Here is a 14,452-nt window from a genome sequence, read left to right as displayed (position 1 = left end):
AAGAAAAACAGTTATGCACTCACAAAAAGCACCGTTTTTTACCCGTTTAGGCAGGTTGTTCCGCCTGACGGGATGGCTGTTCCGAACCGGAAGGCATTTGCGCCGTATCGATGCCGGCAATCCTGCCGAACGCGATCATGCGGTCATCACTTTAGGCAAAGGCGCGCTGGAAGCCTTGGATATCGAATTGGAAATCGGCATGCCGCCTGCTGATAATGTGAAGGGTGTTTTGGTGGCGGCAAACCATGTGTCTTGGCTGGATATTTTCGCCATGAGTGCGGTGTATCCGAGCAGCTTTATCGCCAAGCAGGAAATCAAAGACTGGCCGGTCTTGGGCAAAATGGGGCAAAACGCAGGCACGGTGTTTATCAATCGAAATTCCCGACGCGATGTCGAGCCGATTAACCAAGCCATTTGCGCCGCGTTGAAAGCCGGGCAGAATGTCAGCTTTTTCCCCGAAGCGCGGACTTCTTTGGGCTTGGATATTTTGCCGTTCAAAGCCGCGCTCTTCCAATCCGCCATTGATGCCGACGCGCCTGTTCAGGCGGTTACGCTGCGCTATTATGATGATGCCGGTAAAAGGACGACTGTGCCGTCTTATGCACAAGTTGATTTGGTGCGCTCACTTTGGCGCATCGTTTCCATGAAAAAACTGCGCATCCGTATTGATTTTGCCGCCCCGATTCGCCCCGGCAAAGACGAAGACCGCTTTATGTTGAAAGACAAAGTAGAAAGCAGCATCCGTGAAGTCGTATTGTCCGATGCACACGATTCCGAAAAATAATTCCAGGCCAGGGGCTTGTTTTCTTTCAGACGACCTCTATTTAAATGAAACATTCGCAGGTTGGGTTTCATAGTTTCAGGTAATTAATATTATTTGAACTATAAATTATACAAATCAAACTCCCTGCGCTAGAATGCACACATTCACTCGTATCATTCCCTAAACCTAAAATTTCAAGGAGATCCAAAATGGCTTTGCAAGATCGTACCGGTCAAAAAGTACCTTCCGTCGTATTCCGTACCCGCGTGGGCGACACTTGGAAAGATGTTTCCACCGATGATTTGTTCAAAGGCAAAAAAGTAGTCGTATTCTCTCTGCCCGGCGCATTTACTCCGACTTGTTCTTCTTCCCACCTGCCACGCTACAACGAATTGTTCGGCGCGTTCAAAGAAAACGGCGTTGACGCAATCTACTGCGTATCTGTAAACGATACTTTCGTGATGAACGCTTGGGCTGCTGAAGAAGAAGCTGACAACATCTACATGATTCCTGATGGCAACGGCGAATTCACCGAAGGCATGGGCATGCTGGTCGGCAAAGAAGACTTGGGCTTCGGCAAACGCTCTTGGCGTTACTCCATGCTGGTTAACGACGGCGTGGTTGAAAAAATGTTCATCGAGCCTGAAGAGCCGGGCGATCCTTTCAAAGTGTCTGACGCTGACACTATGTTGAAATTCATCGCTCCTGACTGGAAAGCTCAAGAGTCTGTTGCCATCTTCACCAAACCCGGCTGCCAATTCTGCGCTAAAGCTAAAAAAGCTCTGCAAGACAAAGGTCTGTCTTACGAAGAAATCGTATTGGGCAAAGATGCAACTGTTACTTCCGTTCGCGCCATCACCGGCAAGATGACTGCTCCTCAAGTCTTCATCGGCGGCAAATACATCGGCGGCAGCGAAGATTTGGAAGCTTACTTGGCTAAAAACTAATTGCTGATGCTTGAGACGGTTTAAACAAAGCCGTCTGAACAGAAAAAATAGAGTTATTCAGACGATACGCTACACGGTCGTTCTGAATAGCTCTATATTTACAAGTAGAATTTGAGATTATTGTTTTAAATCGAGATTTTAAAAATAGCTATTGATTTTATATTATCGATAGTTTATTAAAAGGTCGTCTGAAAACCTGATACGCTTCACGCTGATACTGCTTCGGACGCTCAACAAAAAAGGACAAAGATTATGAAAAAAATTCAAGCAGATGTCGTCGTAATCGGCGGCGGTACTGCCGGCATGGGCGCGTTTCGCAATGCCCGTTTACATTCGGATAATGTTTACCTGATTGAAAACAACGTATTCGGCACGACCTGCGCGCGCGTGGGCTGTATGCCTTCCAAACTCTTGATTGCCGCCGCAGAAGCGCGCCATCACGCATTGCATACTGACCCGTTCGGCGTGCATTTGGATAAAGACAGCATCGTCGTCAACGGCGAAGAAGTCATGCAGCGCGTCAAATCAGAACGCGACCGTTTTGTTGGCTTTGTCGTTGCCGATGTGGAAGAATGGCCTGCTGACAAGCGCATTATGGGTTCGGCTAAATTTATCAATGAGAATACCGTCCAAATCGACGACCATACCCAAATCACGGCAAAAAGCTTTGTGATTGCTACCGGCTCGCGTCCCGTTATCCTGCCGCAGTGGCAGTCTTTGGGCGACCGTTTGATTATCAACGACGACGTTTTCTCATGGGATACGCTGCCTAAGAGCGTTGCCGTGTTCGGACCGGGCGTTATCGGTTTGGAACTGGGGCAGGCATTGCACCGTTTGGGCGTGAAAGTTGAAATTTTCGGTTTGGGCGGCATCATCGGCGGCATTTCCGACCCCGTCGTTTCAGACGAGGCGAAAGCCGTGTTCGGTGAAGAATTGAGATTACATTTGGATGCTAAAACCGAGGTTAAACTCGATGCGGATGGCAATGTAGAAGTTCATTGGGAGCAAGACGGCGAAAAAGGCGTATTTGTTGCCGAATATATGCTGGCAGCCGTAGGCCGCCGTCCGAACGTTGATAATATCGGTTTGGAAAACATCAATATCGAAAAAGACGCGCGCGGCGTACCTGTTGCCGATCCGCTGACCATGCAGACCAGCATTCCGCATATCTTCATCGCGGGCGATGCGTCCAACCAACTGCCCCTGCTGCACGAAGCTGCCGACCAAGGCAAGATTGCCGGCGACAACGCGGGCCGCTACCCGAATATCGGCGGGGGGTTGCGCCGCAGCACCATCGGCGTGGTGTTCACCAATCCGCAAATCGGCTTTGTCGGTCTGAAATACGCGCAGGTTGCCGCGCAATACCAACCCGACGAATTTGTCATCGGCGAAGTATCGTTCAAAAACCAAGGCCGCAGCCGCGTGATGCTGGTAAACAAAGGCCATATGCGCCTGTATGCCGAAAAAGCCACCGGCCGCTTCATCGGCGCGGAAATCTTAGGCCCGGCCGCCGAACATTTGGCGCACCTGTTGGCATGGGCGCATCAAATGAAGATGACCGTTCCGCAAATGCTGGACATGCCGTTCTACCATCCCGTTATCGAGGAAGGTCTGCGCACCGCGTTGCGCGATGCCGATGCGAAGTTGAAACAGGCTTGATGGGCTGACCTAATCGGTCTGCTAGAATGAAAGGTCGTCTGAAAACCTGATTTAAGGTTTTCAGACGACCTTTTTGTTTTTGCGTTGCGAAATAAAATCAGTTGTGGCGTCATTGCTGTGTAATATGTAGTTCGGATACCTGTATCCGACGAATATTTGATGCTTCTGTTTTCTTTACGCGTTTTTGCAGATGGAGATGTCGGATTCAAGAATCTGACCTATGGCTTTTCCGCAGTATTCCAATGGCTGAACGATAAATCAAAGGGTTATGACGCTTTTGACTTAGCCGTTTTCAGATGACCTTTCGGGTTCAAATGCCATGGTAGCATCATCTGCCGTTTCATTTTTCCGATACTGCCCCGGCGAAATCCCGTATTGTTTTTTAAACGCTTTGCCAAAGTGGGTTTCGGATTGGAAACCGACGTTCAAGGCGACGGATAAGACGGAATCGGCGGTTTGCCGCAGCAGTACGGCGGCTTGGCGCAGGCGGATGAGGTTGACGAAGGCGTGGGGGCTGATGCCGGTTTGCTGTTTGAACAGGCGCATGAGTTGGGCGCGGGAGAGGTTGGCAAGCGCGGTCATTTTTTCGATGTTCCATTCGTCTTCGGGGCGGCTGACGACGGTTTGGATGAGCTGGCGCAGGCGTTTGTCGCGCAGGCCGTTGAGTATGCCGCCCAAAGGCGCTTCTCCGCCTTGTTCGAGATGGGCGCGGACGATGAGGACGAGGAGGACGGAGGAGAGGGCATTGACGATGGCGCGCGAGCCGGAAAGCGTGTGCGCGCTTTCGTATTGCAACATGGAGATAAGGCATTGTAGCGAGGGATGGTCCATCTTGATGAGGACGGTTTCGGGCAGGTCGTGCATGATGTCGGCGTGTTCGTCGTATTCGAAGCGGGCGCAGAACAAATCGAGGCTTTTTTCGCCGCCGCTGCCTGAAGATTCGATGGTAAACGCGCCATCGTTGCTGATATGAATGGTATCGCCGCAGTTGTTGCAGTCTGCTTCGCTGCTGATGATGTGTTCCGCGCTACGCGGGAAAAAGATAAGGTCGCCGGTTTGCAAGAGACGCGCTTCGGGTTCGCCTTCGATTTTGATGTAGCTTTCTCCTGCGACGACGAGGTGTGCGATACCGTGCGCACGCCTGCGTTCGTGTGGGGCATACCATTTGTCGCGGAACAGGCACTGTATGTCCACACTGCCGGTGATTTGCGCCAGTTCGATGAGTTTGTCCAAAGTGTCCATAAGTGTTTTTTGCAAGTGAATGAGATGATTTGACGATTATAATAGTCAAATTATTGCAATAATGCCATTCATCGGATGTAAAAAAGTGCAACATCCTTCATTTGCAAACACATTAGAAAGGAAATCAAAATGTTTCAAAATTGGCCCGAACACACCGCACACGTTAAAAAATCATTCGGCGAGCTGGGTAAAAACCACCCTAAAATGCTGCAAGCCTACGGCGCGCTGGAACAAGCCGCCGCAGCCGAAGCATTGGATGCGAAAACCCGCGAACTGATTGCCCTCGCCGTCGCTATCACCACCCGTTGCGAAAGCTGCATCAGCGTACACGCCGCTGCAGCCGCCAAAGCGGGCGCGACTGAAAGCGAAATCGCCGGTGCGCTGGCGACCGCCATTTCCTTGAACGCAGGCGCAGCCTACACTTATGCCCTGCGTGCTTTGGAAGCGGTTGACGCGCAGCGTTGATTTTGTCTCAAAGGGTCGTCTGAAAACAACTCCCGTTTCAGACGACCCTTCTGTTGACGGAACATTGCTTTTTGCCGCCGAACCGTTTAGATTGATATTTTTGTTCAACCGTTTGGAGAAACGACCATGAAAAAATTGCTGACTGCCGCGCTGACTGCCGCCGCACTCGTCCTGCCTGCCGCCGTATCCTATGCCGCGCCCGCCGCCAAAGTCGCCGGCGCGCAACCTGCCAAAGCAAAAGGCGTATGGATTGACGTACGTTCCGAAGAAGAATTCAAATCCGGCCACCTGCAAGGCGCGGTCAACATTCCACACGACCAAATCGTCGAACGCATCAAAAGCGTCAGCCCCGACAAAAACGCACCCGTCAACCTCTATTGCCGCAGCGGCCGCCGTGCCGAAGCCGCGCTTACCGAGTTGAAAAAAGCAGGCTACACCAACGTAACCAACCACGGCGGTTACGAAGACTTGGTGAAAAAAGGTTTGAAATAACCAGCAACAAGGTCGTTTGAAACGTTTCAGACGACCTTTTATCCAAGGAAAAATATGAAACCGATACGCACCTTCGCCGCAGCCGCCATCCTCGCCGCCCTGACCGCCTGCGCTTCACACGGCGGCGATGCCGCCCGACAACCCGATTCCCGACAAAGTTCCGCCATGAATCAAACCCATACCGCCGTCAGCAAATACAGTTTTGACGATACCGTCCGCCGTTTGGAAACCGCCGTCAAAGAAAAAGGCATGACCGTGTTCGCCGTCATCGACCACCAAGCCGCCGCGCGTCAAAGCGGTTTGGACATGCAGCCCGCGAAAGTCATCGTCTTCGGCACGCCCAAAGCCGGCACGCCGCTGATGCAAAAAGACCCCGCCTTCGCCCTGCAACTGCCGTTGCGCGTCCTCGTTACCGAAACCGACGGCGCAGTCCAAGTCGTATTCAACGACACGCGCGCGCTGGTGTCGGGCAGCAAAATCGAGTTTGCCGAAGTGGAAAACACACTCGCCAACGCGGAAAAATTGATCCGTAAAACGGTAACGGAATAGGGATAAACCAAATAATCGAAAGGTCGTCTGAAACCGAAAAAAAGGTTTCAGACGACCTTTATTGTTAATAGGCTTATCATTCTTCAGAAGCGTCGAATATTTCTTCGTCCCAGCTGCTTTTGAGCGCGGCGTGGATGGTGTCCATGTCGAATCCGCGATAGGCGAGGAAGCGCGCTTGTTTCTGTTTGTCTTTCAAATCGGCGGCGGGTTGTTTGAATTTTTTGCGCAACACGGCGACTGCGGTTTGCAGTTCGCTCGCTTTGTCGGGCATGAATTCGCGGCTGAGGGTTTCGGCTATGCCTTGCTGCGCCAATGCCTGTTTCAGACGCAGGGAACCGTGTTGGCTGCTTTTGCTGTGGATGTAGGCTTCGGCGTAGCGTTGGTCGGATTGCCAGTTGCGTTCGGCAAATTCGTCCAACACGTTTTCCAATTCTTCTTCGCTTTCGGCATACGGAGCGAGCTTGCGCTTGAGTCCGACACGGCTGATTTCCTGTCGGGAAAGAATGTCCATCGCGCGGGCGTGCAGGGATTTTTGGGGTTTCATGCAGAGGTCGTCTGAAAAAGGTCGATTCGTAGGTCAGATTCTTGAATCTGACTTGCAGGTTGCAAGATAGTGGGAGATAAGAAACTTGCATTTCGTCATTCCCGCGCAGGCGGGAATCCAGTGATTTGAAATCAACACAACTTTTAAACAATTCTGAAAAATTAAAGTCTAGATTCCCGCCTGCGCGGGAATGACGAATCTTTTTATTTCCACTGCTTTATTTTCAGACGACCTTTTGAAGCCGGAATAAAGGTCGTCTGAAAACAAGGATACTGATTACTCGTCGTCTTCTGCTTTTTTCGGTCGCAGGTTTTCATAAATTTCAGGCAGTGAGCCGATAATCCAGTCGGGTTGGGTCGCTTTGTCTTGCGAGAGCAGGGTCATGTCGCCGTAGCCAAAGGTAACGCCGACGCTGAGGCAGCCTGCGGCTTTGGCAGCGATGATGTCGTTGCGGGAGTCGCCGACCATGATCATGTTGGCGGGATCGATGCCCAAGACTTCGGCGGCGTGTTGCAGCGGCAGTGGGCTGGGTTTCTTTTCGGGCAGGCTGTCGCCGCCGAGAATCAGGCTGAAGTAGTCGGCGAGTCCGAGCTGTTTCAAGAGTTCGGCGGCGAGGATTTCGTTTTTGTTGGTGATGACCACCAGCGGGATGCCCAGCGATTTGAGCAATGCCAGCCCGGCTTCGGTTTCGGGGTAGGGACGGGTGAAGTCGCTCAAGTGGTCGCGGTAGTATTTCATGTAGAACACGAAACCTTTTTCCCATAAATCGGGCGCGGCTTCTTGGTCGCGGTCGTTGGTGATGACGCGGTGGACGAGTTTGCCGATGCCGTCGCCGACGTAGCTTTCTACTGTTTTGGCGGGCAGCGGCTCCATACCGAGATATTCGCGCATGGCTTCGGCTGCGGCGGCAAGGTCGGGGACGGAATCGCATAATGTGCCGTCCAAATCAAAGGCGGCGGCTTGGACGTGTTCGATGGCGGCGGTCATAATGTGTTTTGCTCATGAATGACAGGGACGCGTATTTTAACATTGTTTCCCGACAGGTAGTTTTCAGATGGATTGTTAACAATATAGTTGGAGCTTGAAATGGCATTTCATTGATTTTCAGAAGCTTTGACTTTGAAAGGCAGGCTGATTCAATTTTCAGACGACTTTTTTTAAAAACAAAGGTTTTTGGGGTGTGTTCGGAAAACGGGGATGTTTTGTAAAGGGATGGGAGAAGCAGTTTGAATGTACCCTTTTGTCGTCTGAAAAATAAAACCATATATAAATTAACTAACTCTCGTTTTTGCGACTACATGCTATTACATTTCATTTGGAAATTGGTTATAGTTACAAATGTAAAGCCTTTAAACTTCAACCCGACATAAGAAGGAAGAGAAATGTCCCAATCCGCCGCAAAAGAAACCCTTAATCCTTTCGAAATCGCCCGCAAACAGGTCAAAACCGCCTGCGACCGGCTCAATGCCGACCCTGCGGTGTATGAAATCCTGAAAAGCCCGCAACGCGTTTTGGAAGTTACCTTCCCCGTCAAACTCGACAACGGTACGGTCAAAACCTTCACCGGCTACCGTTCGCAACACAACAACGCCGTCGGCCCCTACAAAGGCGGCGTGCGTTTCCATCCCAATGTGAATTTGGACGAAGTCAAAGCCTTGTCGATTTGGATGACCATCAAATGCTGCGTTGCGGGCATTCCTTACGGCGGCGGCAAAGGAGGCATTACTTTGGATCCGCGCGATTATTCCGAAGCAGAGTTGGAACGCATTGCACGCGCTTATTCCGAAGCCATTTCCCCGCTCATCGGCGAGAAAATCGATATTCCTGCACCTGACGTGAACACCAACGGCAAAATCATGTCGTGGATGGTCGATGCCTACGAAAACGTCGTTAAAAAATCTGCGCCGGGCGTGTTCACAGGTAAACCGGTCGAATTCGGCGGCTCTTTGGCGCGTACCGAAGCGACAGGTTACGGCGTGAACTTCGCCGCCGTCCAAGCTTTGGAAAAACTCGGCAAAGACGTGAAAGGCGCGACCTACGCCATTCAGGGCTTCGGCAATGTGGGCTATCACACAGGCTATTACGCGCATCAATCCGGCGCGAAAGTCGTTGCCGTTTCCACCGTTGACGTCGCCATCTACAACGAAAACGGCTTGGATATGGAAGCCCTCTTCAAAGAGTTCCAAGAAAAAGGCTTCATTACCAACGAAGCGGGTTACGGCAAAGAAATCAGCAACGCCGAACTCTTGGCATTGGATGTGGACGTACTCGCCCCTTGCGCGCTGGAAAACCAACTGACTTCCGAAAACGCGGGCAAAGTACGCGCCAAAATCGTAGTCGAAGGCGCAAACGGCCCGACTACACCTGAAGCCGATGCCATCCTGCGTCAAAACGGCGTATTGGTCGTGCCCGATATTCTGGCGAACTGCGGCGGCGTGGTCGTTTCCTATTTTGAATGGGTGCAAAACCTGCAAGGCTATTACTGGGAATTTGACGAAGTTCAGGAAAAAGAAACCGTCGTCCTGCGCCGCGCGTTCCGCGATATTTGGAATCTGGCGCAAGAGTATGATGTGGACCTGCGTACCGCGTCTTACATGATGAGTATCCGCCGCGTTGAAAAAGCGATGAAGCTGCGCGGTTGGTACTGATCAAATTTTGAAGCGTTAGCTTGAGAAAAGGTCGCCTGAAAAATTTTCAGACGACCTTTTGGTTTGTGCGGCGGATAGTGCTTAAAAATGGAGCGGGCGGACGGGTGGCATTGCGGGACGTATGTTTGCGGATAGGGGAGGTACGTCGATGGTCAGGTTTTTGTCGGAAGAACGGGTGTGGATGTCGAGATTGACGTGCAGCGGCAAACCCGAACCGGCAGCCGGGGCGGGTTGATAGATTTTGCCGTCGAGGTTGATGCACCTGAATGGCGTTTTTTCCCCTTTACTGGAGGTGAACGCCAATTTTTCCAGTGTTTTTTCTTCATCTTTATCGGCATGGGGGTAAGACAGGCAAAGCAGTGTGCTGAATCTGCGATCCTCCTGCCAAACGGTAACCCCTGCCTTTTTGATATTCTTCACAGAATAGGCAAACTTGATTTCGTAGGGATGTTTCAGTTTGGCCTTAAAGACGGGAGATAGCTTTTCAGACGACCCTTTGTCTAACACATAGGTGTATTGATCACCGAGCATGACCCAGCCGCCTGCAGGCGCATCTTCCGTAGCAGAGCCAAGCTTTCCGAAAGAGAGGATGCTGTCGTTGCCTTTGTGGACGGAGGGTGTGCCGTCGTCTGAAAAAGCAGTGCAGCCTGCAAGAAGGAATACTGCGGATAAAAAGGGGAAGGCGTATGTTTTCATAATGTTTGTTTGGAGGTATTTAAAATCAGGCAAATGGGGGAACGCTCAATCCGAATCGTTCCAACAAGCCGGCCGTTTCGTAAACGGGCAGGCCCATCACGCCGGTGAAGCTGCCTTGCAAATGCTCGACAAACATGCCGCCCAGACCCTGAATGCCATACGCGCCCGCTTTGTCCATCGGTTCGCCACTTCGGATATAGGCGGATATTTCGTCGGCAGACAAGGTTTTGAAACGCACGTCGCTGGTTTGCAAAACGCCGCGTGTCTTTCCTTGCCAATATACGCATACGGCGGTCAGCACCTGATGCGTCTGCCCCGAAAGCCGTGCGAGCATTTCGGCTGCTTGGGCTTCGGTTTCCGGTTTGCCGAGAATGTGGTTTTGATAGGCGACCGTAGTGTCGGCGGTCAGAATTGGATATTCGGGCTGCGCGTCGTGGGTGGCAAACCATTGCTGGACAGCGGCGGCATTTTTTTCCTGCGCCATACGTTGCACATAATCGGCGGCGTTTTCGTCGGAATGCGGTGTTTCATCGATGTCGGCAGGGATACGGATAACCGCATATCCGAGGTTTTCGAGGATTTCGCGGCGGCGCGGGCTGCCGGAAGCTAGGTAGAGTGTGTGCATAACACTTTCTTTTTTAAGAGGATATAAGGTCGTCTGAAAATTATTTTGACTGTTTGTGTTGTCCGGACAGGCGCACATAATGCGCGGACGAGTATTTCAAAAATTCTTTTTCCTTGTCGGTCAGCGGGCGGACTTGTTTGACGGGCGAGCCGACATAGAGATAGCCGCTTTCCAGCCGTTTGCGCGGCGGCACGAGGCTGCCTGCGCCTATCATCACGTCGCTTTCGACGACAGTATCGTCCAGAATAATTGTTCCCATACCGATTAAAACGCGGTCGCCGATGCGGCAGCCGTGCAGCATGACTTTGTGTCCGACGGTTACGTCTTCGCCGATGACAAGGGGCGAACCTTCGGGTTTTTCGGCGTTTTTGTGCGAAACGTGCAAGACGCTGCCGTCCTGTACGTTGCTGCGTGCGCCGATGCTGATGCTGTTCACGTCGCCGCGCAAGACGGCATACGGCCAGACGGATACGTCTTCGGCAAGCGATACTTCGCCGATGATGACCGAAGTTTCATCGATAAGGCAGGATTCGTGGATTTGCGGGGTATGGTTTAAGAATGGGCGGATGGGGTTCATGTTGTCTCTTTCTTTTTGACGGTATGGCAGGTTTCAGACGACCTGCGGCTCGGTATGGCGAAAGTATGCCGTTTTGACGCAGGCGGGGCAAGGGCGGTATCTGCCAAGATGCAGTCATGTCTTTGTAAACAATATTCTTTATGGTTAAGAAACCATTTTCTGTTAAGCCGGAATCTTTTGTTTGCCGAAGGTGGGAAATTGTCCGTTATTATCTTGTAGTTGCAAGTAGCTGCAAATCATTCTCTTGCCATTTGAATTAGAATGATATATATTTTTAAAAAAATATTTCACAAAATAACGAAACCCGATGGTTTGTTTTCAAACGGATTTCGCGGGTTTCCCATCCCGCAAACCTCCGCTTCCATCCCATATTCGTTTTCAAACCTATCCAATCCACCTTGTTTAAATAAAGGCGGCCTGAAGGTCGTCTGAAACTTTATGAAGGATATTCACATGAGCGAAACACAAGAGCTGACTTTTGCCAAACGGCTGAAAGAGCAAACCACCACCATTCACGACAGCGTGGACAATTTGGTCATGTCTGTCGAGCCGTTTACCAACAAAGAGAATTACATCAAATTCTTGAAGCTGCAATCCGTGTTCCACAAAGCGGTCGATCATATCTATAAAGACCCCGAATTGAACAAAGCCATTCCCGAGCTGGAATACATGGCGCGTTACGACGCGGTAACGCAAGACTTGGCGGATTTGGGCGACAAACCTTACGAATACGGCAAACCGCTGCCGCACGAAACTGGCAATAAAGCCATCGGCTGGCTGTATTGCGCCGAAGGTTCCAATTTGGGCGCAGCATTTTTGTTTAAACACGCGCAGAAGCTGGATTACAACGGCGAACACGGTGCGCGCCACCTCGCCCCCCATCCGAACGGACGCGGTAAACATTGGCGTGCCTTTGTCGAGCATTTGAATGCTTTGGGCTTAAGCCCTGAAGCTGAAGCCGAAGCGATTCAAGGTGCAAAAGATGCATTTGCGTTCTACAAAGTCGTTCTGCGCGAAACATTTGACCTGCCTGCAGGTGCGGAAGCTCCGGAAGGCTTTGTTCCGCATCGTCATTAATGGTTTGACGATATAAGTAGAGGTCGTCTGAAACACATCTGTATGCACGGATTCATAAATTCCGTTTTCAGACGACCTTCATACTGGTGCAAGTTTAGTACCGTTTGGTTATCCGCATTTGCGGTATATTTTAATTGGTTTGATGTAAATAATTATCAAATATTTTATCACCATCATTCCAAAATACCATTATCACATTCAGGAGTTTTACCATGAAGGAATCATTTAAATTAAGTATGTTGGCGATTGCTTGCAGCATCGCATTGAGTGCATGCGGCTCAAGCGGTAGTGGCACGCCGTCTGCACAGCCTGCACCGACCCCGCAACAGCCGGGCAATAATTCCGGCTCGGGCGGAGGAGGTGATTCAAAACAAACTGAAGACGCTAAGAAAGCCGAAGAGGCCAAGAAAGCTGAAGAGGCCAAGAAAGCTGAAGAGGCCAAGAAAGCTGAAGAGGCCAAGAAAGCTGAAGAGGCCAAGAAAGCTGAAGAGGCCAAGAAAGCTGAAGAGGCCAAGAAAGCTGAAGAAGCTAAGAAAGCCGAAGAAGCCAAGAAAGCCAATGAGGCCAATTCAGGTCAAGGTTTTGGCGGCGAAGGCAAAGTAATGGGCAAGGCTTTGGATGGCGGTGTCTTGGTAGCGAAAAAACGTGAAACCGGCGATTTGGAATATGCCAAAACCGAAGCTCCGACTGCCTCGGATAAAAACAGCGTCGTACTTGATGGTGTCGCCATTAATACCAAAGACGTTAAAGCGGGTGAGTTTACGTTGGGCGAAAAAAGTATGAACGGCGGTAAAGCCGATGCAGCACAATATGCGGTACACAGCGGCGACCTGTTGCCTGACGTTCGTTACGGCGGTGTTGCCGATGTCAGCGATCTGCGTGATGTGAAACAGGCGTTGTTTGTCCAAGGCACGCCGTCAGGCAGTGATACCGTTGCAGCCCAAAGAGGGGATGCAACCTATAAAGGCATCGGCCTGCATTTCCAAAACGGACTGCCGATCAATACAAGAGGTCTGCAAGAAATTTTTGAAACCGGTTCGCAAGCCAAGCTGGCCAATCTGTATCCTGCCGCCAAAGCAACCGATGTTACCGCAAGAGTCAATTTCGACCAAAAAACCATCAATGTCGGCATCAACCGCTATTCCGATCAAACGGTTGGCGGTGGTAGTGGTGGCAACAGGATTGCAGGTGTCGTCAAATCCAATGCGCGCGATATGGCAGAAAACCTGTCCTTCGATGGCGATTTGCACGGAAACACCTTCTCCAACAAGCAAGGTACGATGCAAGGCGGATTCTTTGGTGCGAAGGCAGACCAACTTGCCGGCACATATAGTGCGGCAGGCAAAAACCAACGTGATGAAGACGTAGTGGCGCGCGGTGTGTTTGGTGCAAAACGCCAAGATGCGGCAGCTCAAGCAGGCGGACAGCCTGATGCGCCGGTTGCCAAACCTGATGCGCCCGTAACCAAACCTAAAGATGATGCCGCCGCAGCCGAATTGAAAAAAGGTGAAACAGGCGAGCAATACGTCTTATCGAATATCGCGGACTTGACCAAAGTCGTCATCAACGGTACGGCAATCGCTTTGTCACCTGTTACCAACAAGCTCTATCAAACTGAATTGGGTTCGGACTACAAGTCGTTTGTTGCTTCAGGCAATTTGAGCAATGTCGTCTTCGGTGCGGCAAAACTTGCCGATAATGCCTACTCCTTGTTTGTTCAGGGCGTAATGAGTGCCTCTTTGCCGTCCGGTACGGCCAAATACGCCGGCGAGGTGTTGAATTTCCGTGCCCGCAACTTGGATGATAAGGAAAACTGGGTGGGTGATACAGGAGGCTACCGTACTACCGGTTCGTTTACCGCCGATGTCGATTTTGATGCCAAAACCATCGCCGGTAAAATCAATAGTGGCGACAGATGGTACATGAATGAACGCGCCTTTACTGCCAATATTGCAGGCAGCAGCTTTAACGGCAAATGGACTTCAGGTGCACAAGGCTCTGTAACCGGTGGATTCTACGGCGACAAGGCAGCCGAAATGGCGGGTCGTTACAGTTACAATGAAACCCCAGGTGATAATGGTCCTTCAAGTAATAACGCCTTTGGCGTATTCGGCGGTAAAAAACAATAACCGTCTGTTGAAGCTGAAAACAAACCGCCTGAAAGGGCG

At 51.0% G+C, this 14,452-nt stretch carries 15 protein-coding genes and 1 pseudogene; 10 read left to right on the top strand and 6 right to left on the bottom strand.

Features of this window, described 5'->3' with window-relative positions; genetic code table 11:
* The first annotated feature begins 13 nt into the window (after positions 1 to 13).
* The 3 genes from NM96_08070 to NM96_08060 all read left to right on the top strand — a co-directional run bounded on the left by NM96_08070 (position 14) and on the right by NM96_08060 (position 3,369).
* Positions 14 to 784 (top strand): 1-acyl-sn-glycerol-3-phosphate acyltransferase, encoded by a 771-nt coding sequence (locus NM96_08070; protein ID AVR79293.1) that lies wholly within the window; start codon positions 14 to 16, stop codon positions 782 to 784.
* A gap of 188 nt (positions 785 to 972) precedes the next feature.
* Complete coding sequence (locus NM96_08065; GenBank protein AVR79292.1) at positions 973 to 1,710, top strand: glutathione peroxidase; 738 nt, start codon at positions 973 to 975, stop codon at positions 1,708 to 1,710.
* Between the two features lie 252 nt (positions 1,711 to 1,962).
* Positions 1,963 to 3,369 carry a dihydrolipoyl dehydrogenase gene (locus tag NM96_08060; protein AVR79291.1) on the top strand — a complete coding sequence of 469 codons (1,407 nt, stop codon included), beginning with the start codon at positions 1,963 to 1,965 and terminating at the stop codon, positions 3,367 to 3,369.
* A 282-nt stretch (positions 3,370 to 3,651) separates the two neighbouring features.
* On the opposite strand, the gene NM96_08055 is transcribed toward NM96_08060, so the two are convergent.
* Complete coding sequence (locus NM96_08055; GenBank protein AVR79290.1) at positions 3,652 to 4,611, bottom strand: AraC family transcriptional regulator; 960 nt, start codon at positions 4,609 to 4,611, stop codon at positions 3,652 to 3,654.
* A gap of 129 nt (positions 4,612 to 4,740) precedes the next feature.
* Between NM96_08055 and NM96_08050 the strand changes: the two genes are divergently transcribed.
* The 3 genes from NM96_08050 (at position 4,741) to NM96_08040 (ending at position 6,117) form a co-directional block, all read left to right on the top strand.
* The gene (locus NM96_08050; GenBank protein AVR79289.1) at positions 4,741 to 5,076 is read left to right on the top strand and encodes a carboxymuconolactone decarboxylase family protein; all 336 of its coding nucleotides are present in this window, start codon (positions 4,741 to 4,743) and stop codon (positions 5,074 to 5,076) included.
* Between the two features lie 126 nt (positions 5,077 to 5,202).
* The gene (locus NM96_08045; GenBank protein ID AVR79288.1) at positions 5,203 to 5,568 is read left to right on the top strand and encodes a rhodanese-like domain-containing protein; all 366 of its coding nucleotides are present in this window, start codon (positions 5,203 to 5,205) and stop codon (positions 5,566 to 5,568) included.
* A gap of 54 nt (positions 5,569 to 5,622) precedes the next feature.
* Positions 5,623 to 6,117, top strand: a complete 495-nt coding sequence (locus NM96_08040) for a DUF302 domain-containing protein (GenBank protein ID AVR79287.1) — start codon at positions 5,623 to 5,625, stop codon at positions 6,115 to 6,117.
* A 76-nt stretch (positions 6,118 to 6,193) separates the two neighbouring features.
* Here NM96_08040 and NM96_08035 read toward each other — a convergent pair whose 3' ends face one another.
* Together NM96_08035 and NM96_08030 are read right to left on the bottom strand one after the other, a co-directional pair.
* The gene (locus NM96_08035; protein AVR79286.1) at positions 6,194 to 6,661 is read right to left on the bottom strand and encodes a recombination regulator RecX; all 468 of its coding nucleotides are present in this window, start codon (positions 6,659 to 6,661) and stop codon (positions 6,194 to 6,196) included.
* Between the two features lie 276 nt (positions 6,662 to 6,937).
* Positions 6,938 to 7,648 carry a phosphoglycolate phosphatase gene (locus NM96_08030; GenBank protein ID AVR79285.1) on the bottom strand — a complete coding sequence of 237 codons (711 nt, stop codon included), beginning with the start codon at positions 7,646 to 7,648 and terminating at the stop codon, positions 6,938 to 6,940.
* 113 nt (positions 7,649 to 7,761) lie between these two features.
* On the opposite strand from NM96_08030, the pseudogene NM96_08025 reads away from it, so the two are divergent.
* A pseudogene (locus NM96_08025) lies at positions 7,762 to 8,031 on the top strand (hypothetical protein).
* A gap of 12 nt (positions 8,032 to 8,043) precedes the next feature.
* Positions 8,044 to 9,309 (top strand): Glu/Leu/Phe/Val dehydrogenase, encoded by a 1,266-nt coding sequence (locus tag NM96_08020; protein ID AVR79284.1) that lies wholly within the window; start codon positions 8,044 to 8,046, stop codon positions 9,307 to 9,309.
* A gap of 81 nt (positions 9,310 to 9,390) precedes the next feature.
* On the opposite strand, the gene NM96_08015 is transcribed toward NM96_08020, so the two are convergent.
* Genes NM96_08015 through NM96_08005 form a run of 3 tightly spaced genes read right to left on the bottom strand, consistent with a single transcriptional unit; the run spans position 9,391 to position 11,207 of the window.
* Positions 9,391 to 10,005, bottom strand: coding sequence for a hypothetical protein (locus NM96_08015; GenBank protein AVR79283.1), 615 nt, complete (start codon positions 10,003 to 10,005; stop codon positions 9,391 to 9,393).
* Between the two features lie 25 nt (positions 10,006 to 10,030).
* Complete coding sequence (locus NM96_08010) at positions 10,031 to 10,630, bottom strand: septum formation inhibitor Maf (GenBank protein ID AVR79282.1); 600 nt, start codon at positions 10,628 to 10,630, stop codon at positions 10,031 to 10,033.
* Positions 10,631 to 10,670: 40 nt separating this feature from the next.
* Positions 10,671 to 11,207 (bottom strand): gamma carbonic anhydrase family protein, encoded by a 537-nt coding sequence (locus tag NM96_08005; protein AVR79281.1) that lies wholly within the window; start codon positions 11,205 to 11,207, stop codon positions 10,671 to 10,673.
* 453 nt (positions 11,208 to 11,660) lie between these two features.
* Here NM96_08005 and NM96_08000 point away from each other — a divergent pair, with 453 nt between their 5' ends.
* On the top strand, positions 11,661 to 12,284 hold the full coding sequence (locus tag NM96_08000) for a heme oxygenase (protein ID AVR79280.1): 624 nt from the start codon (positions 11,661 to 11,663) through the stop codon (positions 12,282 to 12,284).
* Between the two features lie 212 nt (positions 12,285 to 12,496).
* On the top strand, positions 12,497 to 14,413 hold the full coding sequence (locus NM96_07995) for a transferrin-binding protein (protein AVR79279.1): 1,917 nt from the start codon (positions 12,497 to 12,499) through the stop codon (positions 14,411 to 14,413).
* Positions 14,414 to 14,452 lie beyond the last annotated feature (39 nt).

The organism is Neisseria mucosa (assembly GCA_003028315.1).
GTDB classification, from domain to species: Bacteria; Pseudomonadota; Gammaproteobacteria; order Burkholderiales; family Neisseriaceae; genus Neisseria; species Neisseria mucosa.
This window is presented reverse-complemented; position numbering and strand designations above follow the sequence as displayed.